General features: G+C 63.5%; 26 protein-coding genes and 2 tRNA genes. 12 read left to right on the forward strand and 16 right to left on the reverse strand.

The annotated features are described in order from the left end of the window. Nucleotides 1-17 precede the first annotated feature (17 nt). Nucleotides 18-1,688 (reverse strand): trigger factor, encoded by a 1,671-nt coding sequence (gene tig, locus LK12_RS01200; protein WP_039278351.1) that lies wholly within the window; start codon nucleotides 1,686-1,688, stop codon nucleotides 18-20. Between the two features lie 75 nt (nucleotides 1,689-1,763). Continuing rightward, nucleotides 1,764-1,848, reverse strand: a tRNA-Leu gene (locus LK12_RS01205). A 150-nt stretch (nucleotides 1,849-1,998) separates the two neighbouring features. On the opposite strand from LK12_RS01205, the gene LK12_RS24830 reads away from it, so the two are divergent. Continuing rightward, nucleotides 1,999-2,160 (forward strand): hypothetical protein, encoded by a 162-nt coding sequence (locus tag LK12_RS24830; protein ID WP_197063427.1) that lies wholly within the window; start codon nucleotides 1,999-2,001, stop codon nucleotides 2,158-2,160. Between the two features lie 94 nt (nucleotides 2,161-2,254). Here LK12_RS24830 and sppA read toward each other — a convergent pair whose 3' ends face one another. Next, on the reverse strand, nucleotides 2,255-4,141 hold the full coding sequence (gene sppA, locus LK12_RS01210) for a signal peptide peptidase SppA (RefSeq protein WP_039278354.1): 1,887 nt from the start codon (nucleotides 4,139-4,141) through the stop codon (nucleotides 2,255-2,257). A 110-nt stretch (nucleotides 4,142-4,251) separates the two neighbouring features. On the opposite strand from sppA, the gene LK12_RS01215 reads away from it, so the two are divergent. Then, nucleotides 4,252-5,232, forward strand: a complete 981-nt coding sequence (locus LK12_RS01215) for an aspartate carbamoyltransferase catalytic subunit (RefSeq protein ID WP_039278356.1) — start codon at nucleotides 4,252-4,254, stop codon at nucleotides 5,230-5,232. Beyond that, nucleotides 5,229-6,485 carry a dihydroorotase gene (locus LK12_RS01220; protein WP_039278358.1) on the forward strand — a complete coding sequence of 419 codons (1,257 nt, stop codon included), beginning with the start codon at nucleotides 5,229-5,231 and terminating at the stop codon, nucleotides 6,483-6,485. The genes LK12_RS01215 and LK12_RS01220 overlap by 4 nt, the downstream gene beginning before the upstream one ends. A gap of 81 nt (nucleotides 6,486-6,566) precedes the next feature. Here the strand turns inward: LK12_RS01220 and LK12_RS01225 are convergent, their stop codons facing one another. The 3 genes from LK12_RS01225 to LK12_RS01235 are packed head-to-tail and all read right to left on the reverse strand — an operon-like array spanning nucleotide 6,567 to nucleotide 9,333. After that, complete coding sequence (locus LK12_RS01225) at nucleotides 6,567-7,916, reverse strand: SPOR domain-containing protein (protein WP_039278362.1); 1,350 nt, start codon at nucleotides 7,914-7,916, stop codon at nucleotides 6,567-6,569. Between the two features lie 39 nt (nucleotides 7,917-7,955). After that, nucleotides 7,956-8,597, reverse strand: coding sequence for a hypothetical protein (locus tag LK12_RS01230; RefSeq protein ID WP_052223065.1), 642 nt, complete (start codon nucleotides 8,595-8,597; stop codon nucleotides 7,956-7,958). A gap of 13 nt (nucleotides 8,598-8,610) precedes the next feature. Continuing rightward, the gene (locus LK12_RS01235; protein ID WP_039278366.1) at nucleotides 8,611-9,333 is read right to left on the reverse strand and encodes a ParA family protein; all 723 of its coding nucleotides are present in this window, start codon (nucleotides 9,331-9,333) and stop codon (nucleotides 8,611-8,613) included. A 273-nt stretch (nucleotides 9,334-9,606) separates the two neighbouring features. On the opposite strand from LK12_RS01235, the gene LK12_RS01240 reads away from it, so the two are divergent. The 4 genes from LK12_RS01240 (at nucleotide 9,607) to bfr (ending at nucleotide 12,790) form a co-directional block, all read left to right on the forward strand. Then, a complete protein-coding gene (locus LK12_RS01240; protein WP_052223066.1) occupies nucleotides 9,607-10,719 on the forward strand; it encodes an SPOR domain-containing protein in 1,113 nt (370 codons plus the stop codon). Nucleotides 10,720-10,733: 14 nt separating this feature from the next. Next, nucleotides 10,734-11,990: a DUF418 domain-containing protein gene (locus tag LK12_RS01245; RefSeq protein ID WP_052223067.1), complete on the forward strand. Its 1,257-nt coding sequence runs from the start codon at nucleotides 10,734-10,736 to the stop codon at nucleotides 11,988-11,990. Nucleotides 11,991-12,058: 68 nt separating this feature from the next. After that, nucleotides 12,059-12,253 carry a (2Fe-2S)-binding protein gene (locus LK12_RS01250; protein WP_039278367.1) on the forward strand — a complete coding sequence of 65 codons (195 nt, stop codon included), beginning with the start codon at nucleotides 12,059-12,061 and terminating at the stop codon, nucleotides 12,251-12,253. Between the two features lie 57 nt (nucleotides 12,254-12,310). Further along, nucleotides 12,311-12,790, forward strand: a complete 480-nt coding sequence (gene bfr, locus LK12_RS01255; RefSeq protein ID WP_039278370.1) for a bacterioferritin — start codon at nucleotides 12,311-12,313, stop codon at nucleotides 12,788-12,790. A 91-nt stretch (nucleotides 12,791-12,881) separates the two neighbouring features. Here the strand turns inward: bfr and LK12_RS01260 are convergent, their stop codons facing one another. Continuing rightward, a complete protein-coding gene (locus LK12_RS01260; protein WP_039280026.1) occupies nucleotides 12,882-14,978 on the reverse strand; it encodes an alpha/beta hydrolase family protein in 2,097 nt (698 codons plus the stop codon). A 175-nt stretch (nucleotides 14,979-15,153) separates the two neighbouring features. Here LK12_RS01260 and LK12_RS01265 point away from each other — a divergent pair, with 175 nt between their 5' ends. Next, nucleotides 15,154-16,281 carry an AI-2E family transporter gene (locus LK12_RS01265; protein WP_039278373.1) on the forward strand — a complete coding sequence of 376 codons (1,128 nt, stop codon included), beginning with the start codon at nucleotides 15,154-15,156 and terminating at the stop codon, nucleotides 16,279-16,281. A gap of 57 nt (nucleotides 16,282-16,338) precedes the next feature. Here LK12_RS01265 and LK12_RS01270 read toward each other — a convergent pair whose 3' ends face one another. Beyond that, a complete protein-coding gene (locus tag LK12_RS01270; protein WP_039278376.1) occupies nucleotides 16,339-17,085 on the reverse strand; it encodes an MBL fold metallo-hydrolase in 747 nt (248 codons plus the stop codon). 195 nt (nucleotides 17,086-17,280) lie between these two features. Here LK12_RS01270 and LK12_RS01275 point away from each other — a divergent pair, with 195 nt between their 5' ends. Beyond that, nucleotides 17,281-17,493, forward strand: coding sequence for a hypothetical protein (locus LK12_RS01275; protein WP_039278380.1), 213 nt, complete (start codon nucleotides 17,281-17,283; stop codon nucleotides 17,491-17,493). Nucleotides 17,494-17,551: 58 nt separating this feature from the next. Here LK12_RS01275 and LK12_RS01280 read toward each other — a convergent pair whose 3' ends face one another. Continuing rightward, a complete protein-coding gene (locus LK12_RS01280; protein ID WP_052223068.1) occupies nucleotides 17,552-18,178 on the reverse strand; it encodes a hypothetical protein in 627 nt (208 codons plus the stop codon). Between the two features lie 150 nt (nucleotides 18,179-18,328). Continuing rightward, nucleotides 18,329-19,705 (reverse strand): ribosome biogenesis GTPase Der, encoded by a 1,377-nt coding sequence (gene der / locus LK12_RS01285; protein WP_039278381.1) that lies wholly within the window; start codon nucleotides 19,703-19,705, stop codon nucleotides 18,329-18,331. A 124-nt stretch (nucleotides 19,706-19,829) separates the two neighbouring features. Here der and LK12_RS01290 point away from each other — a divergent pair, with 124 nt between their 5' ends. Continuing rightward, nucleotides 19,830-20,474, forward strand: a complete 645-nt coding sequence (locus LK12_RS01290) for a CHAP domain-containing protein (protein ID WP_039278383.1) — start codon at nucleotides 19,830-19,832, stop codon at nucleotides 20,472-20,474. A gap of 54 nt (nucleotides 20,475-20,528) precedes the next feature. Here the strand turns inward: LK12_RS01290 and LK12_RS01295 are convergent, their stop codons facing one another. Then, on the reverse strand, nucleotides 20,529-20,843 hold the full coding sequence (locus tag LK12_RS01295) for a DUF3297 family protein (protein ID WP_039278386.1): 315 nt from the start codon (nucleotides 20,841-20,843) through the stop codon (nucleotides 20,529-20,531). Between the two features lie 94 nt (nucleotides 20,844-20,937). On the opposite strand from LK12_RS01295, the gene LK12_RS01300 reads away from it, so the two are divergent. Continuing rightward, nucleotides 20,938-21,012, forward strand: a tRNA-Val gene (locus LK12_RS01300). 150 nt (nucleotides 21,013-21,162) lie between these two features. Here LK12_RS01300 and LK12_RS24835 read toward each other — a convergent pair. From LK12_RS24835 to LK12_RS01325, 5 genes are all read right to left on the reverse strand, one after another. Beyond that, the gene (locus tag LK12_RS24835; protein ID WP_197063428.1) at nucleotides 21,163-21,303 is read right to left on the reverse strand and encodes a hypothetical protein; all 141 of its coding nucleotides are present in this window, start codon (nucleotides 21,301-21,303) and stop codon (nucleotides 21,163-21,165) included. 63 nt (nucleotides 21,304-21,366) lie between these two features. Beyond that, nucleotides 21,367-21,603, reverse strand: coding sequence for a hypothetical protein (locus tag LK12_RS01305; RefSeq protein ID WP_039278388.1), 237 nt, complete (start codon nucleotides 21,601-21,603; stop codon nucleotides 21,367-21,369). Nucleotides 21,604-21,645: 42 nt separating this feature from the next. Beyond that, entirely contained in the window at nucleotides 21,646-22,443 is a 798-nt protein-coding gene (locus tag LK12_RS23635) for an META domain-containing protein (RefSeq protein ID WP_052223069.1), read from the reverse strand. 198 nt (nucleotides 22,444-22,641) lie between these two features. Then, nucleotides 22,642-23,295 (reverse strand): hypothetical protein, encoded by a 654-nt coding sequence (locus LK12_RS23640; protein ID WP_052223070.1) that lies wholly within the window; start codon nucleotides 23,293-23,295, stop codon nucleotides 22,642-22,644. 97 nt (nucleotides 23,296-23,392) lie between these two features. Continuing rightward, a complete protein-coding gene (locus LK12_RS01325) occupies nucleotides 23,393-24,178 on the reverse strand; it encodes a hypothetical protein (protein WP_039278391.1) in 786 nt (261 codons plus the stop codon). A 201-nt stretch (nucleotides 24,179-24,379) separates the two neighbouring features. Here LK12_RS01325 and LK12_RS01330 point away from each other — a divergent pair, with 201 nt between their 5' ends. Next, nucleotides 24,380-25,819: a helix-turn-helix transcriptional regulator gene (locus LK12_RS01330; RefSeq protein WP_197063429.1), complete on the forward strand. Its 1,440-nt coding sequence runs from the start codon at nucleotides 24,380-24,382 to the stop codon at nucleotides 25,817-25,819. Nucleotides 25,820-25,979 lie beyond the last annotated feature (160 nt).

Here is a 25,979-nt window from a genome sequence, read left to right on the forward strand (position 1 = left end):
ACCGTATCCGGTAAGGATCAGTCTTCGGTCTTGGCAGCTGCCTTCTTGGCCGGAGCCTTCTTCGCAGCAGGCTTCTTGGCGGCGGGCTTGGCTTCGCCCTCGGCGGCCTCGGCCTTCTTAGCGGGAGCCTTCTTCGCCGGAGCCTTCTTGGCAGCAGGCTTCTTCGCAGCCGGCTTCTCCTCGGCAGCGTCATCAGCCGCTTCGGCCTTCTTGGCGGGAGCCTTCTTCGCCGGCGCCTTCTTGGCGGCGGGCTTCTTTTCTGCCTCACCATCCTCGGCCTTGTCGGCGGCAGCCTTCTTGGCCGGGGCCTTCTTAGCGGCGGGCTTCTTCGCTGCCGGTTTCTTGGCCTCGGTGGTCTCGCCGTCGGTGTCGGCCTCGATCGCGGCCTGCAGCTCGTCGCGGGTCACTTCGCGCTCGGTAACGTCGGCCTTCTCGATAAGGAAGTCGACGACCTTGTCCTCATAAAGCGGTGCGCGCAGCTGGGCGGCCATCATCGGATCGTTGGCGACGTATTCCATGAAGCGCTGACGGTCTTCCGGGCGGTACTGCTGCGCCGCCTGCGAAACCAGCATCGACATTTCCTGCTGGCTCACTTCCACGCCGTTGGCCTGGCCGATTTCCGAAAGCAGCAGGCCCAGACGCACGCGGCGCTCGGCGATCTTGCGGTAATCGTCCTTCTCGGCCTCGATTTCCTTCAGCGCGGCCTCGGGATCTTCCTCGTGACCAGCTTCATGGGTGAGCTGCTGCCAGATCTGCGAGAATTCAGCCTCGACCATCGTCGGCGGCACGTCGAAGTCGTGGCCGGCGGCAAGCTGGTCGAGCAGCGAGCGCTTCATGGCGGTGCGGGTCATGCCGGCAGTTTCCTGCTCGAGCTGGCCCTTGAGCAGGTCGCGGAGCTGTTCAAGGCCCTCGAGGCCCAGTTCCTTGGCGAAGTCGTCGTCGATCTTCGATTCCGCCGGCGCCTTGATCTCGTGGACGACGATGTCGAAGGTGACTTCCTTGCCCTTGAGATTGTCGGCAGGATAATCCTCGGGGAAGGTCACGGTAATGGTGCGCTCGTCACCGGCCTTCATGCCGACGAGTTGCTCCTCGAAGCCCGGGATCAGACGGCCCGAACCGATCACGATCGGCTGCTTCTCGGCCTTGCCGCCTTCGAATTCTTCGCCGTCGAGCTTGCCGGTGAAGTCGCAGATCACCTGGTCGCCGTCTTCAGCAGCGCCGTCCTTGGTTTCGAAACGCTGCTGCTGCGAGGCGATGCGCTCCAGAGCTTCCTGGATCTGATCTTCCGCCACCGGAACGGTCAGCTTTTCGAGCTTGAGGCCATCGGTCGAGGGGGCCTCGATCACGGGAAGCACTTCCAGGCTGACGGTCAGTTCGGCGTCCTTGCCTTCCTCGTAGCCTTCGCCCAGCGAGACGTCCGGATTCATCGCCGGGCGCAGCGCGTTATCGGCGACCAGCTTGTCCATCGCTTCGCGGATCGTGGTGTTCAGCGCTTCCTGGTGGATCGCGGCGCCGTGCATCTTCTTGACGAGATTGGCAGGCACCTTGCCGGGGCGGAAACCGGGCATGCGCACCTGCGGAGCAATCTTCTTGATTTCGCCCTCGACGCGCTCGGTGATGGTCTGGGCGGGGATGGTCACCGTGTAGGCGCGCTTCAGGCCCTCGTTGGTGGTTTCGACGATCTGCATTTCGATGCCTTCCTGTGCAATTCTCGGGGCCTTTTCGGCCGATTTTCTTGGCTCCCCCTCCCACAGGCGGCGGACTGGTGCGGGCGAAGGGACTCGAACCCCCACATCTTTCGATACTGGTACCTAAAACCAGCGCGTCTACCAGTTCCGCCACGCCCGCATGGAAGAAGCCTGAAACTCAAGGGACGGGCCCTTAGATTGTCACGCGGAAAAGGGCAAGCGCCGCGACGGTTGACACGCCTTCATGCCCCCTTGCGGGACGGATGGATCGGGCCCACGTAGGACCAAACGCTTTGCAGGAAAGACTAACATGGCAACCCAGCCCGATGACAACCCCGGCGGAACGCCAGCCGAAGTGCCCGTGCAGCCCGCCGAACCCGGCGAACCGATGACGCCGCCCGAGACCCAGCCCGACGTGCCCGATTTCGACCAGCCGGACGAAGCCCCCGTGGAAATGCCTCCGCCGGATTGAGGCCACCTGGCAAGCGAAACAGCCGTCTTCCGCACCGCGCCATCCCAGCGAATGCCGGGATCGTTCTCAAACGGGCGCCACGCTGCCGGCCAACCTACTTGACCAACCGCGCCAAGGTCTGGACCAGCGTCAGGTCCTTAGCCTTAGCCTTAGCCTTAGCCTTAGCCTTGCCCCCCGGAAGTGGCGGACATTCCATGCAATAGGCCTGCACGCCGCGCGCACCCAGCAATCCTTCAAGCTGGGACAGTGCCCTGCCCGCCTGCTCCTGCTGGCGCATGGCGATCATGCCGGCAAAGTCGTGCGCGACGGCATTGTCCTGCGGTTCGGCCTCCAGACCCTGGAAGAAGCTCGTGAAGGCATCGGGCTTTTCATGCAGGAATTCCGCGTGCCACTTGGCATTGCCGACGCCCCCCAGCCTTGCCGCGTAGGCAATCGCGGCATCGAGATCGCCCATCTCGTCCACCAGCCCGATCTTGCGGGCTTGCGCTCCCGGCCACACGCGCCCTTGGGCCACCGCGTCGATCTCCTGCGGCGTGCGGCCGCGTGCCTTGGCGACCAAGGTGATGAACTTGCCATAGGCGTCCTCGACCGTGGACTGGAGCAAGTCATTGAGTTCAGGCGTGAAGCCGCCGAGGATGTCGGGCTGGCCGGATAGCGGGGTCGTGCGCACGCCGTCGCTGTTGACACCGAATTCGGCCAGGGTCTTCTCGAAAGTCGGGACGACGGCAAAGACGCCGATCGAGCCGGTTATCGTGGCCGGCTCGGCAAAGATCTTCTGCCCCGCCGTGGACACCCAGTAACCGCCGCTGGCGGCCATGTTCCCCATCGAAACGACGACGGGGATCTTGGCATCGCGCCAGCGCTGCACGGCGCGGCGGATCCGCTCTGCCGCCGTTGCCGAGCCGCCGGGCGAATCGACGCGCACCACAAGCGCCTTGAAGCCCTCGTCGATATTGTCGTCGAGCAACCGGGCGATCCGGTCACCCCCAGCCTCGCCGGGCCCAGCATCGCCATCGACGATATTGCCGGCAACCGTCACCACCGCGATCGCCTTGCCGGGAGTCTTCGGCGGGTTCGCGGCAAGCCAGGTGGAAAGCCCGGTATGGGCATAGGGCAGGTCGTCGCCGCTCGACTTGCCGGCCAGTTCGGTGACCCGCTGGTCGAACTCGGTCTTGTCTCCCAGCTTGTCGACCAGGCCGACCGCCTTGGCCGCCTGCGCGAAGTCGCCGCTGGCGGACTTGAGCGTGGCGACCGGGGCCGAAGCCAGTGCGTCGATTCGTGCCTGCGGGCGGGCAGCCTTCACGTCCGCCTTCCACGCGGCCCACAGGGCGCCGTAGATGTTCTGGTAGTCCTCGCGCGCTTCGGGCGACATGTTCGAACGCATGTAGGGCTCGACGTAACTCTTGTAGGTACCGACACGATAGACGTGGGCGTTGACATTGAAGCGGTCGATCAGGCCCTTGAAATACTGGGTTTCACCGCCCGGCCCCGCGACCAGCGCCTCTCCCATCGGATCCATCCACACTTCGCTGGAATGGGCCGCGATCTGCACGGAATCGTCGATGTAGATGTTGGCGAAGGTCAGGACCGGCTTTCCCGCCTTGCGCACTTCGTCCATGGCCGCGCCGATCTCCTTGAGATGGACGAAGCGACCGCCCATGAAGCGCGACAGATCGAAGACCACGACCTTGATCCTGTCATCCTTGGCGGCGAGATGCAGTGCGCGCTCGATGTCTCGGGCCTGATATTCACGGGTCGGCGCTTCGCCAGCGAGCAGCACGTCGAGAGGATCGACCCGGCTTTTCTCCTCGACCACGACGCCATTGAGGTCGAGCAGAAGCGCCCCCTTCTCGACATGACCGACGGACGGGCGCGCAGACAGAGCCGCATAGAGTAGCCCGAAGAAGAGGGCCAGGAACACCAGGGCAAGGGCGTCCTTGATCCCAACCAGCAACTTCCAGACCTTGCTCGCGAACTTCATCTATGCACCTGCCTTTCAAGCGGCTGCATACCCATAGCTGCGAGCGGTTGAAAGCCGCATCGCGAATTGGCTTGAGCCGCGCGGCCAGCATGCCTAAGGCATCATCTTCAATGACATCTCCAGAATACACCTATCCGGAAGGCGGCGCCGCTTTCCCGCATCGCAGCCTCGTGGGCATCGCCGGGCTCGCGCCGCACGAGATCTGGTTTCTGCTCGACGAGGCGGAACAGTGGGTCCAGCTCAACCGCAATGCCCAGAAGCACCGCGAGGTGCTCTCCGGCCTGACGATCATCAACGCCTTCTTCGAAAACTCGACGCGCACGCTGCTCAGTTTCGAGATTGCAGGCAAGCGGCTCGGCGCCGACGTGGTTAACATGGCGGTCGCGACGTCGAGCGTGAAGAAGGGCGAGACGCTCATCGACACTGCCATGACGCTCAATGCCATGCGCGCCGATGCCATCGTCATCCGCCATGCGAGTTCGGGCGCAGTGCAGCTCATTGCCGACAAGGTGGACTGCCCGGTGCTCAACGCCGGCGACGGACAGCACGAGCATCCCACCCAGGCGCTGCTCGACGCCTTGACCATCCGCCATGCCAAGCGCGCATTCAACGGGCTGCGCGTGACCATCTGCGGCGATATCCTGCACAGCCGCGTCGCCCGCTCGAACATCCTGTGCCTCTCATCGCTGGGTGCCGAAGTGCGCGTCTGCGCGCCGCCGGCGCTGATGCCGGCCGATATCGAGCGGATGAACGTCAAGGTCTTCCATGATTTCGACGCGGCGTTGCAGGGCACCGACGTGGTCATGATGCTGCGCTTGCAGCTCGAACGCATGCAGGGCCAGTTCATCCCCTCTCCGCGCGAATACCGGCATCTCTATGGGCTTTCGCTGGACCGGCTGGCGAAAGCCGAAACCGATGCCCTCGTAATGCACCCGGGGCCAATGAACCGCGGGATAGAGATCGACTCGGACGTGGCCGACCTGGTCGGACGGTCGCAGATCACCACGCAGGTGGAGATGGGCGTCGCCCTGCGCATGGCCTGCCTCGACGTCCTCACCCGAAGGGCACGCAAGCTGGAGGGCTGGTCATGAGCTTTCACGCTCCCCTCACCATCACCGGCGGCCGCCTGCTGCTTCCCGGCGGCGCGATCGAGGCGGGCGCGGTCCGCTGCGAAGGCGGCTTCATCACCGCCGTCGGGTCCGATGTCAGCGCGCAGCCCGGCGATACGGTCCACGATGCCGCCGGCAAGCTGGTCGCTCCCGGCCTTGTCGACATCGGTGTTTTCGAGATCGACAAACCGGCCTTCCACTTCGGCGGCATCACCCGCGCCGCGCTCATGCCGGACCAGAACCCGCCGCTCGACGTGCCCGCCCGCGTGCGCTTCGCGGCGCAGTCGGGAAAACCCGATTTCTGGGTTCATCCGCTGGCGGGCGCCACGAAGGACCTGAACGGCGAATCGTTGGCCGAGATAGCGCTCATGCGCGAGGCCGGCGCCCTCGCCATTGCCACCGGCCGCAAGTGGATCGGCGATTCGGGCACGATGCTGCGGTTGCTGCAATATGCCGGCATGCTCGGCATGGTCGTGATCGCCCACGCCGAAGACGCGGGGCTGGTCGGCAAGGCCGTGGCAACCGCAGGCGAAATGGCAACGCGGCTGGGTCTGCCCAGCGCCCCTTCGCAAGCCGAAGTCCTGGCGATCGCGCGCGACATCGCTCTGGCCGAACTCGCCGGCGCGGCGATCCATTTCCGCAAGGTGACGACAGCGGCCGGCCTCGATCTCGTACGCCGCGCAAAGGATCGCGGGGCGAAGGTCACGGCCGGCGTCTCGCCCGCCTACTTCATGCTTTCCGACCTCGCCGTGGCGGATTTCCGGACCTTCGCACACCTTTCCCCGCCGCTGCGCGCAGAAGCCGATCGGCAGGCCGTGCTCGCCGCGGTCGCAGACGGGACGATCGACGTGATCACGTCGAGCCACGACCCGCGCGGGCCGGAAGACAAGCGCCTTCCCTTCGCCGATTCCGCTCCGGGCATGGCCGGCGCGGAAACCCTGCTGCCGCTCACGCTCAACCTGGTGCGCGACGGAGTCATCAGCATGGGCCGCGCTTTTGAGCTGCTCGCCGAGAACCCTGCGAGGCTGCTCGGCGTCAAGGCCGGACGCCTGGCCATCGGTGCCGAGGCCGACATCGCCGTGGTCGATCCGGAACGCCCGTGGATCGTCGATTCGAACAAGATGGCCGCCAGCGCGGGCAACACCCCGTTCGACAAGCAGCCGGTCCAGGGACGCGTGCTCGCCCTGTTCAAGGGCGGCATCGCGGTACGCACGCCAAAGACCAAGCCTGCCTGAAAAGCGGCGCAAAATACCGAAAAAAAGGCCTCCGTCCCGAAGGGCGGAGGCCTGTGAGGTTCACATGGAACTGTTTGAACTTCAGAGGCTTGCCAGCATGGCCTCGCTCATCGACTTGCCCGGGACGGTGCCGGGCAGCGTGTGCGTCTTGGCATAGGCGAAGCAGCCGCCGCCGCGCTGGCGAACGCTGGAGCAGAGATTCTGTGCCGATCCACGGTCGAACCCTTCAGCCGCAACGCGGTAATAGCGCCGGCCATGCACGTCAGCTTCGGTGATGCGCAGGGCGTGATCCTTAAGCGCCGGGTTGCGGGCGACGTAGATGTCCCAGGCCCGCTTGGCTCTCTCGAGCGAACTGAACGAACCCAGCTGGACTAGGTGCGTTGAATGCACCGGCGTATCGACATAGGCGCTGGACGCCTTGCGGACCGACTGGACTTTGGGCTGCGAGACGAACTTGACACCCCTCGAATTTACCGGCTCGTCGGCGCTTGTCGCCAGCGACACAGAGACGGGAGCATGGGCCGGCTCGGCCGGCTGCTGCATCTTGAAGGCTTCCTCGAAGTCCTTGCCGGCACTCTCGTTGTTGCCGGAATTCACGGCTAGTTCGCGAGTGACGACCGGCGGCAATTCGTCCTCGGTCGCGGGAACGGGCGCGATCGGCTGCGGCGCCGGAACATCGGCCTTGGCCATCTGCGGCGCATCGTTGTCGCCATTACCGTTGAGAGCGAGTGCGGCGGGCTGGCCGGCATCGGTGCGCACGGGCGCACCGAGCAGCGTCGCCACGCGAACCTGGAACTGCTCCGGGCGCGCACTGACTGCCCATTCGCTCATGCGCGCGTCGATCTGGTCGGCAGGCACGTCCTGCGATGCGATCACCCGCGCTTCGGCCCAGCGGCCGTCGAGCGCGTAGGCATAGGCGAGGTTCTGGCGAGCCTTGGCATTATCCTGGTCGGTGCGAACGGCGTCGGAAAGCAGCGTCACAGCCTGGGCCGGCTGGCCCGCAAGCGCAACGGCGAGACCGAGATCGCTCACCGGGATTTTAGCCTGGTTGCGGGTAAGAAGCGACATCGCTTCGGCATTGCGGCCCGAGCCGATGTAGGAAAGCGCCAGTCCAAGCGCGATGCGCGAATCGTTCTCGCCCAGGCTCACGGCGTCCTGGAAAGTGGTGGTAGCCGATTCGAAGCGACCGGCAGCCAGGTAGGCTTGTGCCAGGTCCACGCGGGCAGACGCATTGCGCGGCGACTTGGCAACACGCTTTTCCGCCTTGGCGATCTCGCGGTCCATCTGCGCGTCGGCGGTCTCGCCCGAAATCGCGGGATTGCCGGAACTGGCAAGCGGAGCATGAGCGGAACAGCCGACCAGCAGAACCGCTGCCATTGCACTGCAGGTGGCGAGACCCGCGACCCTGGCCTGGAATTTGAAGCGTTGCATCGGACTAGGTTCCCCCTGGATCACTTTACAAGTCGAAGTTCAGCGCAGCTTGCCGTTGAGGCCCTGCGCGTGAGCGACTTCGGGAATTTCGGACAAGTACTTGTCGAGTGCCTCGGTCACGAGCACCTGCGAACTGCGGTTGAGAACGACGCTCGCCATCTTGAGGCGGAAATGACGCTCGGCATCGAGACGCAGCGTAAAGGCAGCGCGACGCCCTTCGGACCTGGACGTTCCGGCAGGCGGCATGGTGCGGTTGATGCGCCACGCGATCTGTTCGATTTGCCGCAGAACCTCCGGAATCTCGCCATCGGCGAGATCCTGCTCGGCATGCTCGGCCTGCACCGGGTCGATTTTCGCGGCGGCGGCCTTGACCGGCTTGATCTCGGTCACGGTGCTGCGAACCTTTGGCTCGGCGGGCCGGACTTCACCGCCGTTCAGGTCGGTTGCGCTCTGCTCGGGCTGCGGCTGTTCGCAAGGAACCGGGTCAAGCCGGGGCTTGTCGTTCCGGACCTGCTCATGGGTATGACCCCAATCGTTCCAGCCAAGATCGTCGGCCTGCGCCATGGCACCGGCGCCATTGACGAACTTCGTGGCGTCCTGGCGGCGCATCGCCGGCTTGGCGGCGCCCTTGCGGGCCAGCAGGCTTGGCGAGAGCGAAGCGAAGGCGTGTTGCTCGCTCATGGGAAGTTCCTCCTCAGGATCCCGCCACGCGGCGGCCGAAGCCGCCGACCGGACGAACCGTATTGGGCATTACATGCTGCCCCGCAGTCGGAACCGAGAAGACCGTGCGGCGGAAATTCCGCTCCAGACGGTCCGCGATGTAATTCCACAAGGACGTGACTTCCTGGGCCGAGCGGCCGTTGGGGTCGACTTCCATCACGGTGCGGCCATCGATCATCGAGGCGGCAAAGTCGGTGCGCTGGTGCAGCGTGACCGGTGCAACGGTGCCGTGCTGAGAAAGCGCCACGGCTGCCTCGCCGGTGATGCGCGCCTTCGGGGTCGCGGCATTGACGACAAAGAGCAGCGGCTTGCCCGAACGTTCGCAGAGATCGACAGTGGCACCGACGGCGCGCAGGTCATGCGGGCTGGGACGAGTCGGCACGACGATGAGTTCGGCCACCGAGATCACGCTCTGGATCGCCATGGTGATCGCCGGCGGCGTGTCGATGACGGCAAGCTTGAAGCCCTGCTGGCGCAGTACCTGAAGGTCGCTGGCGAGGCGGGCCACGGTCGTCTGGGCAAAGGCGGGCAGTTCCGCTTCGCGCTCGTTCCACCAGTCGGCAAGCGACCCCTGCGGGTCGATGTCGATGAGGACGACCGGACCGGCGCCGGCGCGCTGCGCCTGGACAGCCAGATGGCCCGACAGGGTCGTCTTGCCCGACCCACCTTTTTGCGATGCCAAAGCTAGTACTCGCAAACCTAGTCCCCCAACAGTAATGCAACAGCCAAATTGAAACTCTCTGATGGGGAAATTCGCAGATCGTTCCTAATTTTGGGTTAATCCCCGCGACGTCGAATTTTTGGGAAATCCACGTTGAAATGCGGGCTTATCCGAAAGATGCTAAGCCGATATTCACCATTTCCGGTAACAAGGAAGAATACAGGCGGTTCTTAGGTTTCTTGCGGCAACGGTGGCGCGAGAGAGCCTTTTTCGCTTACCATACCATCCATCTGAGGGCACAATCGGGGCATGATCGACGTGAAGAACTTTCTGCCGATTTTCTGCGTCACCGGCGCGGCCCTGCTTGCGTGCGCCCTGCCCGCCGGTCCTGCCCGTGCAGATGTGAAGGCCGGAGTCGATGCGTGGTCCGACGGCGACTACGATGCCGCCGTGCGCGAATGGAAGCCTCTGGCCCGCAAGGGCGACCCCGACGCACAGTTTAATCTCGCGCAGGCCTACAAGATGGGCCGCGGGGTACCGATGGACGCCGAAAAGGCCAAGGAACTCTACGGCAAGGCCGCTGCGCACGGCCACCTGCAGGCCGCAGACATATACGGCCTCATGCTGTTCCAGCATGGCGAGCGGGAAAGGGCCATGCCGTATATCAAGGCCTCCGCAGAACGCGGAGACCCGCGGGCGCAGTACATTCTTGGCCTGGCCCATTTCAACGGAGACCTGGCCGAGAAGGACTGGGTGCGTGCCTATGCCCTGGTAAGCCTCGCCCGCGAGGCGGGGCTGCCGCAGGCCACGCGCGCCCTGCAGCAGATGGACACCTACATTCCGCTGGAGGATCGCCAGAAGAGCGTGATCCTCTCGACCCGTCTTGCCGCGGAAGCGCAGGCCACGCGCGAGCGTCTTTCCGCAACGGCGGAACTGGGCACGCCGGAAAACGGTCCTGCGGCAACCGCACCCAAGGTTGCAGCGGCCCCGGCCAAGTCGCCCGAGATCGTTTCGGCCGAGCGCGCGGTCGCAGAGGCGGCGCGCGTTGCCGGAAGCGACAGCCCTGCCACTGCAGGCGCCGACTATGCTCGGCCCAAAACGCCGCCCGCAGTTGCCAGCCGTCCGGCCACCAAACCGGCTCCCGCTGCCCCGGCGCCGCAACTCAAGCCGAAACCGTCGCCGGAAACCGCGTCGGGACCCTGGCGCGTTCAACTCGGTGCGTTCGGCGTTGCCGGCAATGCCGATGCCTTGTGGTCGAAAGTCCAAAATCGCCCCGAACTTGCCGGCCATGGCAAGCTGCTCGTGCCGGCGGGAAGGCTGACCAAGCTGCAAGCGGGCGGGTTCGCCTCGAAGGTAGCGGCCGATGCCGCTTGCGCGCACCTGTCGGCCGGCGGGTTCGCCTGCATTGCCGTGCGCGACTGACGCAGGCGGCATGATTGCCTGACACGCAGCCGGAAGACGATACCGCCGTCGCCGTGCCGCCGAGGCTGGCCACGCTGGATCTCATTCGCGGCGTGGCGGTGCTCGGCATCCTCGCTATCAACATAGCGGGCTTTGCCGGCCCCATGGCGTCATTGACGTCGCCGAACCTGCCGCACCCGGTCTCGGCGGCAGACGAAGCCGCCTACGCCTTCTCGTTCCTGTTCTTCGAAGGCAAGATGCGAGCTCTGTTCTCGCTGCTGTTCGGAGCCGGACTCGTCCTTTTCTGGGAGCGGACCGAAGCGGCAGGCCGCAACGGCGACGCCCTGCAAACCCGGCGCCTTTTCTGGCTGATGCTGCTGGGCGCGCTGCACTACCTGCTGTTGTGGTGGGGGGACATCCTGTTCCTCTATGCAGTTTGCGGTTTGGCAGCGCTGTTGCTGCGGCCTTTGAGCGACCGGGCGCTGCTGGCGATCGCGCTGGTCCTCTATTACGTCTGGCACATCTGGGGCGTGCTGGATGCAGCGGCCGCGATTGGCGCAGAAACCGCAGTGCGACACGGTACGGCCACCGCCGGCCAAGCCCACCTTGTCAAGGAGTGGCTCGAACCCGTGCGCGACTGGGCTACCCAGGAAATGCACGAAAGCACCTACGGGTTCTTCGATCTGGTGAAGGTGAAGCTGCAGGAGCGGCCGTTCTGGCAGATCGAGATGGTCTCGGGAAATTTCTCCGAGACCCTGCCGCTGATGCTGATCGGCATGGTCCTCTATCGCCGCGGGTTCTTCACCGGAACGCTGTCGCGCAGACGCCTGATGGCAGTAGGCATAGTCTGCACTGGCGCGGGATTGGTGCTGACAGCATTGTTCCTGGGCTGGGCCTGGCCGCGCCACTTCCCGGCCGTCACGATGCATGCGGCGCTGGTCTGGGGATTGGCGATGCCACACCTGCTGTGCGGCTGCGGTTATGCCGCGCTGCTCGTTATCGCCACCCCGCGTCTCGCACCGACCGCGCTGGGTCGCAAGCTGATCGCCGCCGGTCGCATGGCCTTCAGCAACTACGTCCTCAGCAGCCTGGTGATGACATTCGTCTTCTACGGGTGGGGCCTGGGACTGTTCGGCAAGATCGGGCCAGCAAGGCAGTGGCTCTTCGTTCTTGCTGGCTGGGGCCTCATGCTCGCCTGGAGCGAATCGTGGCTGCGCAAGTTCCGTCGCGGCCCGCTGGAATGGTTGTGGCGATCCTTGATCGAGCGCAAAGCCTTGGCGAACCACCTCTGATAACGATTCTCAAAAGCTATTGCGATCAGTTCGCAATTGACTATACTGGGGAGCAAGAGGATTCGCCTATGTATGTCTGCATCTGCAATGCCATCCGGGAAACCGAACTTCGCGACGCGGCCCGTCGCTGCAAGGGATCTGTCGAGGATATCTACATCGCTCTGGGGCGACCGCCGCAGTGCCGTCAGTGCTTGGAAGAAGCGGAAGAAATCATAGACGAAGAAAATTCCGGGTCCGGATTGGCGCTTTACGCCGCTGCCTGACTTGTATTGAGGCCATTGCCGCCGCATACTTCGCGTTCCCAACCACAGGAGCGCACGATGAAGGGCGACCAACAGGTCATCGACTTTCTCAACAAGGCCCTGCTCAACGAGCTGACCGCCATTAACCAGTACTGGCTGCACTATCGCATGCTGGACAACTGGGGGATCAAGCGCCTCGCCGAGTACGAGCGCCACGAGTCGATCGACGAGATGAAACATGCGGACACGCTCGCTGACCGCATCCTCTTCCTCGAGGGACTCCCCAACTTCCAGGCCCTGGGCAAGCTGAAGATTGGCGAAGGGGTCGAGGAAATCCTGAAATGCGATCTCGCGCTCGAGCACGAAGCGCTTCCGCTGCTGAAGGAAGCCATCGCGCATTGCGAGGCAGTACGTGACTACGTCAGCCGCGAGATCTTCGAACGGATCCTCGAAAGCGAGGAGGAACACATCGACTTCATCGAAAAGCAGTTCGACATGATCGCCCGCATGGGACTGGAGAACTACTGCCAGCTGCAGAGCAAGCCCGCCGAAGACTGATCGCGGCGACGGCAGAAACGGGAGGGGCGGGAAAGGCTCAAGCCTTTCCCGCCCCCTTTTTGTGCGTCCCCTCCGGACGGCAAACTCCCCGCTACTGGCCGGCAGCGGTGTCGCCGCTGGCGTCGGTCCGGTACTTGTCGAACCACGCCAGGATAGCCGAAGCCTTTGCCGCCGCCTGCGAAGGCCGCGCAGCAATTCCGCCATGGCTGGCGTCGGGCACCTTGACCATCGCGGTGGGCACGCCGCGGATCTGCAGTGCCGCATAGTACTGCTCGGACTCGCTGTCGGGCGTGCGGTAGTCGTCAGAACCGACAACCACCAGCGTCGGCGTCTCGACATTGCCGACCAGACTGAGCGGTGAGCGCCGCCAGTATTCCATCGGGTCTTCCCAAGGTTTCTTGTCGAACCAGTAGCGCGACGTGAACGGCGTCGCGTCCATGGTCAGCGCCTCGCTGGTCCAGTTGATCACCGGCTTTTGCGTGGCAGCAGCCTTGAAACGGTTGGTCTTGCCGACGATCCAGGCGGTCAGCACGCCGCCGCCCGACCCGCCCGTTACGAACAGGTTGTCCGGATCGGCCACCCCGTCTGCAATCGCGGCGTCGACGGCAGCCATCAGGTCTTCGTAGTCGGTCCCGGGATAGGCGCGGTCGATCAGGTTGGCGAATTCCTCGCCATAGGACGTGCTGCCACGCGGGTTGGTGTAGAGCACGGCGTAGCCATGGGCGGCATAGAGCTGGTCGTCGGTGGAGAACGAAGGGCCGTAGGCAGCGTTCGGGCCGCCATGGATTTCGAGGATAAGCGGTGCCTTCTCGCCGGGCTTGAGCCCTGGCGGAGTCACCAGCCACGCATCGATCGGCCTGCCGTCGGGCGCCGTGACCGGCAGCTTGCGCACCGGCGCCATGGCCTTGGCGTCGATCCAGTTGCCGTTGAGGTCGGTCAGGCGCTTGGCGCTGCCGCCGGACGTCACCCACAGGTCCGCCGGCTCGGTGGCAGTACCACTGGTGTAGGCGACTTTGCCGCCGTTCGAGACGCTGAACTCGCCGCCGGTATAGGGCCGGTCAAAGTGTGCGCCTGCCGTCAGCCCCTCGGCGACCGGCTTGATCGATCCGTTCAGGGTGACTCGTGCGACCTTGGTCGCACCCCGGTCGTCGTACTTGATGTAGATCGCATTGCTACCGGCCCATTCGAGCGAATCCACCGAACGGTCGAACCCGGACGTCAACAGCCGCGAACCGCTGCCGTCCGCACTCATCACGTAGAGGTCATTGTTTTCGTAGGAGCGATTGACGTCGTCGAAGCCGACATAGGCGATGTGCCGGCCATCCGGCGAGAGCTTTGCGAGGTTGTCTGGGCCCTGGCGGGTGGTCAGCGGCGTGATCGCGCTGGTGGCGACGTCCACGCTGTAGACTTCCGAGTTGTTGATATCCCGCTCCCAGTCCTCGTGCCGGTTGGCACTGAACACGATGCGCCGGCCATCGGGGCTCCAGGACAGCGGTCCGCCATCGTCGTAGTTGCCGAAGGTCACCTGGCGCGGAGCGCCGCCGTTGGCCGATACGACGAAGATGTGATCGAAGCCCGCCGGCAGATAGCCGGCTCCGTCGAAGCGGTAGATTACCCGGTCGATGATCTGCAGCGGTTCGGCCCACTTGGCCCCTTCGGGCTTGTCGTCCGGCGCGCCCCCCAGTTCCATCGCATCGCCGGGCACGCGCATTGTGTAGGCGATGCGGGTGCCGTCAGGCGACCAGGCCAGGCTGCCGGGGCTGTCGGGCAGTTCGGTCACCTTCACTTTCGCGCCGCTGGCCAGCCAGAGCACATAGAGCTGGGGCGAGCCGGAGCCGTCGCTGGAAACGTAGGCCAGCCGCTTGCCATCCGGCGACCAGGCCGGCGAGAAGTGGCTGCCGGGGCCGGCGACAAGAGGCCGCTGCCTACCGCTGCGGACGTCGGCCAGCCAGATCGACGGGACCACCTTGTCGGTCATGATGTCCGCGCTCGAACGGACATAGGCGATCTGCGAGCCGTCCGGCGAAATCTCCGGATCGGTTACGCCATCCAGCTTGAACAGGTCATCGGCCGTGAACGCGCGCACGGGTCCGTCGGCCTTGGCGGTCTCCTCGGCGGCAAAAGCGGCCGGTGCGGCGACATAGGCGGTTCCCGTCAGAACGATTGCTGCAAGACGGGCAAAACGAATACTCGGCAAGGATCGAACTCCTGCAAATTTCGGAATGGCCAATGTCTTGCCGGTTTCCAGGTCGAAATCCAGCCCGCCCCTCGGCGCTCGTCGATCCGGCTATTACGTTCATCGGCCAACGCTGGAAGCACGATAGGGCAGATTGCAAATGCCGATTTCGTGCTAAGGAGCGCGGATGAAGACACCGCGCAAGCGCACTTTCGAGGTTGAAGACGGCGGCTTCATCGCCCTTGTCATCCTCATTTCCCTCGCCTTCGCCTACCTGTTGGCCCCCTATTTCGGAGCGGTGCTGTGGGGCGTGGTCGCCGCAATCATGTTCCAACCGCAGACGGCAAGACTGGCCGAGAAGCTGGGCGGGCGGCGGAACCTGGCCGCGTCGCTCGTGCTGCTCTGCCTCGTGGCGCTTTTCGTGGTGCCCACGATCCTGCTCGGCATCAATCTCGTCAACGAGGCCAGCACCCTCTACGGCAAGCTCACGACCGGACAGCTGGACATCGGCAAGGTCGTGCACGATCTGCAGGAAGCCCTGCCCCTGAGCGTACGCCGCTTCATTGCCCAGTACGGGCTTACCGACATCGAGCGGGTGCGGGCCGAATTCGGATCGAGCATCACCACCGGCCTGCAGGCCGTGGCCGGGCGTCTGCTTTCGGTCGGCCAGGGCGCTCTCAGCTTCATCGCGGCACTGGGCGTCACCCTCTATCTCAGCTTCTTCCTGCTGCGCGATGGGGACCGCTATGGCCTGCTGGTGCGCGAATCGCTGCCGCTGAACCCGGAGACGCGCAATTCGCTGGTCGCCCACTTCCTGCTGGTAGTGCGCGCGACGATGCGCGGCACCGTGGTGGTAGCCGTGGTCCAGGGCGCGCTGGGCGGCGTGCTGTTCTCCGCCCTTGGAATCGAGGGCGCGCTGATCTGGGGCGTGCTGATGGGATTCTTCTCGCTGCTCCCGGCGGTCGGCTCGGGCATCATCTGGGTGCCCGTGGCGATTTACCTGTTCGCCGCCGGAGAGATGGGCAAGGCGGCCATCCTCGTCTTTTGCGGCGTGTTCATAATCGGCATGGTCGACAACGTGCTACGGCCGATCCTTGTCGGCCGCGACACGCGCATGCCAGACTTCGTGGTGCTCATCGCAACGCTCTCGGGCCTCGAGTTGTTCGGCCTCAACGGCTTCATCGTCGGCCCGGTGATCGCCGCGCTGTTCATCGCGGTCTGGAACCAGCAGCGCGACCGCAAGCTGGCCCTGCTCGAACAGGAAGCGGCTGACATGGCAAAGTCGCGAGAGGAAACGGCCGCGCACCCTTCCTAACTGGCCGGCATAAAAAAACCGAAAAGAACGGCTGCGGCGGAAATGCTCCCCGGCAACCTAGTCAATCCTGATGACCAGGCCATCCTCGGCTGACTCGAAATTGACGCGGTCAGGGTGGCCGAGCATGTCTTCGCTCATGTGGGTCAGCACCAGCCGCTTGGGGGAGATCTCGTCGAGGTGATCTTCGATCGCCCTGAGGTCGAGGTGGGTGGCCACCGCTCTGTCGCGAAAATAGGCTTCGGCTATGAACAGGTCGGCATGCCGCGCTGCTGGTATCAGTTCGGGCGTCCACTCCGTGTCGCCGGTGTAGGCTACCGTCCTGCCCTCGGCGGATATGCGCACAGCGTGATAGGGGCCGCACGGCGGTCCGTGAAGGGCCTGAAACGCGCGGATCGTCGCCGACCCGATGGTCGCCGTTTCACCTGCCGCGATCTCGACGAGGTCCAGAGCGAACTTGCGCGCGGCCTTTGACGACCCTGGAAAGGCAGTCTCCATCGCTCGCTCGTACCATTCCTCCAATCCTGTCGGGCCGACGATCGTCAACGGCTCGCGGCGCTTGCTGAAGAACTGGGCATCGAGCAGGAAGAACGGGATGCCGCCAAAGTGATCGGCATGAAAATGGGTCACGACTATGGTCGTAATGGCGTTGCGGTCGATGCCGATCTGCTTCATCGCGACGAGGGACGAAGCGCCGCAGTCGATCAGCAGGTTCGTCTGCTTCCCTACCAGGTGAAAACAGGTGTTGAAGCGGCCACCCGAACCAAAGGCGTCGCCACATCCTATGAACCGGAGCGATAGTGCCATACCAATCCCCCTTCGTCCGGCCACTGGAATAGCGCCCTTCCACTCCCCCCACAAAGCGACAATTTCATGCCCGCCTGGGCGATGGTGAAGTAGTCGATCCCTATTCCGGTACTAGTGAACACTTATGCACACTTGTGTTTAAGATTCGACACAAGAAGTATTGTCCTATATTGAGACAGTGAAGGAGTCGCACTGATGGACAATGTGCTTTCCACCTATCGCCTCAGGTTCGCCAACGACGCGGCCGGCGTGGGGAAAACCATAGAGTTTCGAGCACCGGATGCGTCCGAGGCGCTTCTCATCGCGAAAAACGAAGCGGCCGACCGCGATGTCGAATTGTGGCAGGGCACCAAGCTGCTGTGCCACCTGCGCCGCTCCAGGGAAGAGGTCTGGCTGATCCAGCCCTGACGACTGGCCGCCTTGCCCGCGAATGTATCGCACCTGCCGATACGATCCGAACTCCCCCTCACATGTGCTGCTCTACCGTCCTCAGCAATTCGCGGCGTTTCGACTTGCGGGTAATCTGCTCGGCGGCGGCGGTAAGCGGCTGGACCTTAACACCACCGCCGCTGTCGGGAACGAAGTGAAAGCGGCGGGTGGCCCCGACGGGAAGGTGTTCCCACCCGTAAAACGCGACCACCGCGAGGTCGAAGCATTCGACGTCCCCCACTTCTATTTCGGTCTCCTTGTTGGCCTCCAGCATCAGATCCACCAGGGTGTCGAAGCGACCGATATCGAGATACTGACCGGTATTAAGGCTGCCTTGCGCCATCCGCGAGCGGGGATCGTTGCCCAGGTCGCCGGGAAGGTCCTGCAAATCGGTGAGGGCAAGCTCGATATCGCGCCCGCCGATATGAAGGGTGCCGATCAGGCTCGTTACATAGACCGGCTGGCTGCTCATGTTGGTAATCAGGCAGCGACTGCGCATGTGCCGCCCCGCAGCCCTGGTAATAAGTATCCGCGTTTGCCGCGCAGAGCGGAACTGGAGGTAGATGAGTTGCAGGTAGGTCATCCAGACCACCAGCATCAGGAAACTCAAGCAAACGCCGATCACATCGCTATGCGCGGAAAGCCACTGGAAGGCGGTACTCATTGCTGCCTGCCGATCTGAACGGGTGGGCGGAATCAAAAGGTTAGGCCTTGCTCGGCCTTTCCAATCCAATTCCCCCAACCGCCATTGGTTCCGGTTCGACGGCCGCAGTGAGACCGGGCCGGGCGGAACCAGCAATCGAACGGCGGTGCGTCAGCCCTTGCCGAACGGATTCTTCGGCGAGCGCAGATTGAGCCGGATCGGCACCGCCTCGAAGCCCAGTTCGCGCCGGATGCTGTTGACCAGATAGCGCTTGTAGCTTTCCGGCAGCATGTCGAGCCGGGTGCCGAACAGGACGAAGCCCGGCGGGCGCGTCTTGGCCTGGGTGATGTAGCGCAGCTTGATGCGCTTGCCGCCGGGCGCCGGCGGCGGGTTTGCGGCCAGAGCATCGTCGAACCAGCGATTGAGCGCCGAAGTCGGTACACGGCGGCTCCACGCCTCGCGGATCGAGAAGGCGGCCGCGATCATGTCGTCCAGCCCCTTGCCGGTTCGCGCCGAAACCGCCAGCAGCGGCACACCGCGCACCTGGGCCAGTCCCTCGTCGAGTGCGGCCCGAATGCCGTTGAACAGCTTGCTCGCATCTTCGGCCACGTCCCACTTGTTGATCGCGATCATCAGGGCACGACCCTCTTCGAGGACCATCGAGGCGATCTTGAGATCCTGGTGCTCCAGCCCGCGCGTCGCATCGAGCAGCAACACGACCACTTCGGCGAAATCGATCGCGTGACGCGCATCGGCCACCGCCATGCGTTCGAGCTTTTCCGTGACCTGCGCCTTCTTGCGCATTCCCGCCGTGTCGATCAGCCGCACCTCGCGTTGGTCATCGGTCTTCGGGTCCGTCCAAAGCCAGTCGACCGCGATGGAATCGCGCGTGATGCCCGCCTCGGGCCCGGTCAGAAGCCGGTCCTCTTGCAGCAGCTTGTTGATCAGCGTGGACTTGCCCGCGTTCGGCCGCCCGACAATGGCGAGCTTGAGCACCGCCTTGGGGTCGAACTCCCAGTCATCCTCGTTCGCGTCCTCTTCGGGCGGCTGAAGCGGTTCCAGATGCGGACGCAGTTCGTCGAAGAGGTCGGCCATGCCTTCGCCGTGTTCAGCGGAGATCGCGACCGGATCGCCGAGCCCCAGCGAATAGGCCTCGAGCAGGCCGCCCTCGCCTGCGCGGCCTTCCGCCTTGTTGGCAAGCACGATCACCGGCACCGGCGAGGAGCGGAGCCAGTTGGCGATCTCCTCGTCGAGAGGGGTCAGGCCCGCCCGTGCATCGATCACGAAGAGCGCGACATCGGCAGTCGCTAGCGAGGCCTCGGTCTGCTTGCGCATCCGGCCCGGCAGCGTCTCAGCCTCGTCGTCTTCCCAGCCTGCGGTGTCGACGATCTGGAACTTCAGCCCCAGCAGGTCGGCATCGCCGAATCGACGGTCGCGGGTGACGCCGGGCTGGTCGTCCACCAGCGCCAGCCTCTTGCCGACGAGTCGGTTGAACAGCGTGGACTTGCCGACGTTGGGCCGGCCAATGATGATAACCTGAGGAAGCATGTTCTGGCCGTGGGGATTTTGCAGGCGTTTGGCAAGCGTCCGGCACTCAGGCGGAAGATCCTTGCCGCTCCGTTAACCTATCTTTGCAGGAGGCCCCTAACCTTACCGCCATAGAAACGGTGGCATGACGGGATTCAAAAAGACAATCTTTCTCGCAGTTTGCGCGGTAGCCATTTCACCGGCAGCGGCCAGTTCGCCGATCGACACCATCGTCTCGAGCGACGAGGACACCGGCGGCAGTTCCGTTACCGCGAGCAATTCGTCCTCCGGCATTCTCCAGTGCGTGCCCTACGCACGCCAGCTCTCGGGTATCGAGATCTACGGCGACGCGCATACCTGGTGGAAGCAGGCGAAGGGCCGATATGCCCGTGGTCACACCCCCAGGGTCGGCGCGGTGATGGCGGTTCGCCCTTTCCGTAACTCGCATCTCGGCCATGTCGCGATGGTCAGCCGGGTCGTCGATTCGCGAACCATCCTGCTGAGCCACGCCAACTGGTCCTATCCCGGCAAGATCGAGAAGAACGTCACTGCCCTCGACGTATCCCCCGACAACGACTGGAGCCAGGTGCGTATCTGGTACGGGCCCAGTCACAACCTGGGAGCCGCCCACTGGCCGGTCGCGGGCTTTATCTACAACGCCGAACCCGGCAGCATCCCCGATCTCGGCAGCGAGCGTCTAGCCCAGGTCGCCACTGCCCCCCGGACGAACAGCAAGGACAAGCGCCGGCACAGCGATCCGATCGGCGACATCATCGCCGGCACATACTGAAAGACGGCCACCGCCCGCGGATCTTAAGGCCCGCGGTGCAAAAAGACGGCGTTCCTAGTCCTTCCTTGCCACCGGCGGGTCTTCGCCGAGGTCCTCGTACCAGGCCTCGACCGGGCCGGTCAGCTTGATCGTCAGCGGATTGCCCTTGCGATCCAGCGTCTTGCCGGCCTGAACGCGCACCCATCCCTCGGAAATGCAATATTCCTCGATGTTGTTGCGCACCGTGCCCTTGAACCGGATGCCGATGCCGCGCTGCAGCTTCTCGGCATCGAAGAACGGGCTGCGCGGATTGATGGCAAGGTGATCGGGCGGCACGTCGGCGCCAGATTGTTGCGGGGTCTGCTCGGGCGTGCTGGTCTCTTCGGTCATGTCTGCGCGCTCTAGTGTCCAATCGGGGCTTGTCAATTCAGCGCTTGTCAACGCGCCCCGAGTTGTCTAGGGGCGCGCTTCCGCAAGTGGTAGCGGGCGCGTAGCTCAGCGGTAGAGCACACCCTTCACACGGGTGGGGTCACAGGTTCAATCCCTGTCGCGCCCACCATCTTTTCAATGAGCTAGAAAAGATGGTGCTGCTTTCCATGAAAAAAACATGAAAAGCAGCGGTGAACAATGGTGCACATCGGCGGCCTTCACCAAGACCCAACCATGATTTGAAGCGCCCAGTTCGCCTCCGGGGCTAATCTGCGCTTCACTAGACAAATCCGCAGGCGGAAAGTCCTTTTTCACCTTTCATCGGCAATGGTCCGGGGAAGGCGATCAACAGGCCGACGATCGAGAACTGCTCGACATTGCCAGCAACGCCGCCGACGATCACAGCGATCAGACACCCCATATCAGATCTCCGCTCGTTACGTCGATGCGGATGGATGCATTGGCCGCGGCGGCATTGCCTGTCTCATCGCTTCCATAGCCAGAAGAAGATGACGGCATTTATCATCGGCGCCAGCAGACCGGCCGCCAGGCCCGGCATACCCAACCGGTCCGCCAGCAGGTTCCACGGCAGTCCCAGCGGCATGAGGAAGACGCCGGAGAGTGGGTCCCGGTCCTCTCCGAACCATCCAAAGGTGCCGACAAGGAAAAGAAACAGTGCCCCGGCATAAAGCGCCATGAATGTCCAGAACGCCCACTTCATCTTCGCGGCCCCTCCCGCTTTCCGGCTGCGGTTCGGCAATCCTCATCCCCCGGTAACGAACGCATCGACGATGACGTAGCTTTCCGGGCCGAACCGGATCACGCTCTCGTCACCGCGCCGCGCGACGGAAAAATTCCAGCCAGCGGATCCGTCGGCCTGAGCACTGTCAGCGCCATAGGGCGTCGTACCATTAAAGAAGAGCGCGCGGCGGGAGCCATCGGGCTTGGTGACTTCGACCAGAATGGTGCCGTCTTCGCCCCAGTTGCGCTTTACGCCGGCAAAGCAACGGCTGTCCGGTTCGGCTCCGTGCATCCCGCAAGGCACTTGGGCCGTAGCGTGGTAGTCCGTGCCCGGCACCAGCGCGTCTTCGCCGGTCGCCGCGAAGTCAGTGGAAACGAACACGAAGGCGGCGCGGTCGGTCACAATCGTCAACCCCTTACCGCCGGGCAGCAAAGTATACCCCCTGGCCGATGGCAGGTCTGCGGCCAATTCCTCACCGAAGCTAGGCGCCGGGCACAGAGCTCTCGTCGATGCTACTGGGCCGATTGAAAGCGCGCCATTTCCAGCCTCTATCGGTCCTGCCGACCAGTCGGCGAACCCCCTGTTGCAGTCGAGCGTGAGGCTCATCTTGCCATCATCGTTAAATGTCATCACGTGCCGCGTCCGCTGCTGCGGCGTAAGTGCCTTTCGCTGCCCGTTGCCGTAATCGACAGAAACGAGCTGCCAGTGGGTTTCGGCGAGCGCCTGTTCACGTGGCCGTTGCAGGCTGGGCGCCGTCGTGCATCCTACCACGAGGACACTGCCCAAAGCCGCCAGCATGTTTTCAGCATACCGCTTCATCGCGAAATCTCCTTTTGCAGGAACGCGTTTCTGCGCATCACCTTACATCGCGTAACGTTCCATGGACCTCGCGCATGCCTCCCCGTTTCCGGCCAAAACGCCTCGGCCGGGCGCAACGCCTGCCACGGTGTCGGCCAGCAACCCCGCCGCGAGGGAGCCGATGCGAACTCGCGCCCTGCCCCTGGTCCAGGCCGTCCTTCACAGGGCGCCTTCGTCGCCTCCGTAGAAAACCTCACCGATCTCGCCGTCCCTGCTACCGAAGCACTGCCATGGGGCCTGTGCCCCCTCGACGTTGACGTAGATCATGACGCCCGATTCGGCCTCGTCGATGCGGCGCGAGCCGATGACCTTGCCGCCCGTCAACTCGTTCACGCGGGCCAGGCATTTGGTTTCCATACCTCCCGGCGAGCGGATCGGGTCCTTGAGGGTCTTGGCCGCCGCCTTCGGCACCGGCGTCTGCATTGCTGCGTTCTCGCCCATCCCCTGGTTGGCATCGCCCAAGGGCACCGAAACGATCGTTACTGGCCCGATCGATCCCGCAATCCTTCCCTCTAGCGCATCCGCGTCAGCCTTGCCGGGGCAACCGACAAGGATCGCGCTGTCGTCCAGCCAGTTGGACGTGGCAGGGCTCTCCCCAAGCTGCCGGCAAGGATCGCCGCTATCGGGGTATCCGTCGCCGATCACGATCAGACTGTCGGGGAAGACGACTGCGGCTTCGGCAACCGAGTCAGTCGTCGGCGCAGCGGTTTCCGCCGCGTTTATCTGCGCGTCTTCAGCTGACCCGCAGGCCGTCAGGGACAGCGACATGCTCGCGAGCGAAGCTCGAAGGACAGGCTGTTTCATGATGCTCATGGGATTTTCCGCAAATGGCTGGAAAGTTGGAAGATCGCCCATGCCCGGCAGCGCTCGGTGGGCATACGATGCAGGGCATGGGCCCCGGTTACTGCCCTCAGCGGCACCGGGGATGCGTATGGATGTCGCGAATGTCGTCAATGCGCCCGTTGGCGACGATCGCCTGCAGGCACTGGTGCGACTGCCGCCGCCACTGAATGCTGTATCGCGCATTACCCGATGTGAAGTTGTCGACCTGGGTGAAACCGCGACGATTCAGCTCGTCCATGGCGCCGGCAGCGCGCGCGCCCTGAAGGTCCTTGTACTGGGCGACCTCGGCGTAGCCGCCGCGGTTGTGGTGATGGCTCAGGTTTGCATTGCGTTCGTCCACGCCGACCTCGTACCCGTGCGAATAGGCGTCGGAACGGCCGTAGTTGTGGTAACTCGCGTTGTAGAGGCCGTCCTTGTAGCCCCGATCGAACTCGGCCTCTTCCTGCTGGTTGTAGTTTTTGTCACCCTTGTGGTGTGACTTGCTGGCCAGGACAGCGCCAAGCAGGGCCAGGCCCGCTACGGCACCGACCGCTGCAGCAGTGTTGCCACCCGACTTGCCGCAATCGCTGTCTTTCGCGTCGATGATGGACTCGACCGTGTCATTGTAGACTTCGACGCGGATGCAGTTGTCGTCGTCCTTGTCCCACCAGTAACTATTGACGTAGCCGCGGGTATTCTTGTGGCTGCTGACATGCTTGAAGCCCCTCTCCTTCAGCGCCTGCTCGGCACCCCAGGCATCCTTGCCGTTGATCGAAGACAGATGGCTGGCTTTCTCCGCAAGGGCGGGGCTGGCCCCCATCAATGACGATGAAATCAAGGCCGAAGCGACGGTGTACGATAGCAACTTCTTCATTTCAGTGCCTCCTCCATTCCCCTAGTCGGTTGAAGGCAGCCGTCTGCGACCAGCCACGGGCCAATCGCGGAATGTCGGGTCATCTTTAGGGAATTCGGCTTGGCGCCTGGCGACGATCAGATGGCGATCGCAAATGCCCCCCGAAAGCTATTCCGGACACAACTCCTTGCAACACGATCCTCACCACATCCGGTTTGCAGAATGCAGAAGGTTTATCGGGGCATCTATCGCCAAATCTTGACTCGTCCTGTGCAAATGGTGACAGTAAAACTCCTGCCATCGCCGGCCTCCAGCTTGATGCAGGATACAAAATTCATGCGGAGAACTTGCAGGGTATTGAATACCCAATTTTTTCTCTGCGTACTTTGGATTGACCTGTCACGGGTGCATCGACACCTGCATGACAATATTTGCCAGGTGTTCGCGATGAATGTTCAAGCGCGGTCCCCAAGGGTTGTATCGATCTTCGACCGCGCCAGTCGGGCCGAAGGCCGGCATTCGCCATTTCACCAAGACGCCAGCCGGGCGATCGAACACCTGGGTACTGCTGCGAGCGTCCTTGTTGCTACCGGGGTCTGGCTTCACCTTGGCCAATGGCTCGACTGGCCGGCATGGTTGAGCGAAGGCACCTCGCAGGAGGCGGGCCCGCAACTGCCGCCCTCCATATCCGTTGCCGACGACCTGCTCATAACTGCAAATGTTCTCGCCGGGCTCGGTGCAGAAGAGGCGCTTCGTCGCGTGATCGAACACCCCCGGCCCGCGCTCGGCCCGCGGGCCGCACTGCTCTATGTGAGCGCACCCAATCTGGGCGAAGCGCTCACAGGACTGTGCCTGGCCAGTAACCTGAACCACCCCTACATGGAACTGGCAGTCGAACGGGATAACGACTTCCTGGAGCTTGTGGCCCTGCCAAAGATAAACCTGGGCCGTCTCTCGGAATTTCTGATGCCGCTCGCCGCCCTTACGCTTTACAAGGTTGTGCAGGCGATCGCTGCCGAAAAACGCGCGTCGGTGACTTTTCGAACGACACTTTGCGAAAGCCAGGTCCCGGCGAATACCCTGTCGGACATGGGCTGCATTATAGCGACGGCATCCGCGGTAAATGGACTAAAAGTTCCCGTTGCCCTGGCCAGCCTGCCTAATCCCGAATCCGATCCGACAGTATGGCTGCTCGCCCAGGAAAACTTCCGTCACCAGGCACAGATCCGCCAGTCCACGCCAAGCAGTATTCGTATCCGCGAACGTATCGTGCAGCTTTTGACCGAGGAAGGCCAATCCCCGCGCCTCAAGCAGATCGCCGCGGAAGAAGGCCTGTCGACGCGAACGGTTATCCGTATGCTCGCGGCAGAAGGTACGACGTTCTTCGAACTCGTCGAGCAGGAACGGCGCAAGCGCGCAGTCGAATTGATCAACAATCCGGCGCTTGGCCTGGATAGCGTCGCGGCGCAATTGGGGTTTAGCGACAGGTCGAGCTTTGGCCGTTCCTTCCGCAAGTGGTTCGGCATGGCCCCTGGGGAGATGCGCAGGAATCTCTTTGCGAAAGTAGGTGACCTGTCGATCTCTGCCATGAGCTGCGGGCTCTTCTTCCCTCTTCATAACCCACCGGTCGGACTTCTTTCCGCTGCGGCGGCCATTGGTTGAGACAAGGCCTGCGGAACGGCAGAGTGTTTGACATTGCTGCCGTTCCCACATCACCCGTCAAACGGCAGGGCTCGCCAATAGCCGACGTCAGTCCGTGTGGCTCTGAATGGCCTTGATCTCGGACGAAACGGAACGGTTCCGTTTGGGTCGATCGACCAAT

Origin of the sequence: Novosphingobium malaysiense (genome assembly GCF_000802225.1) — a bacterium.
Classification (GTDB): domain Bacteria; phylum Pseudomonadota; class Alphaproteobacteria; order Sphingomonadales; family Sphingomonadaceae; genus Novosphingobium; species Novosphingobium malaysiense.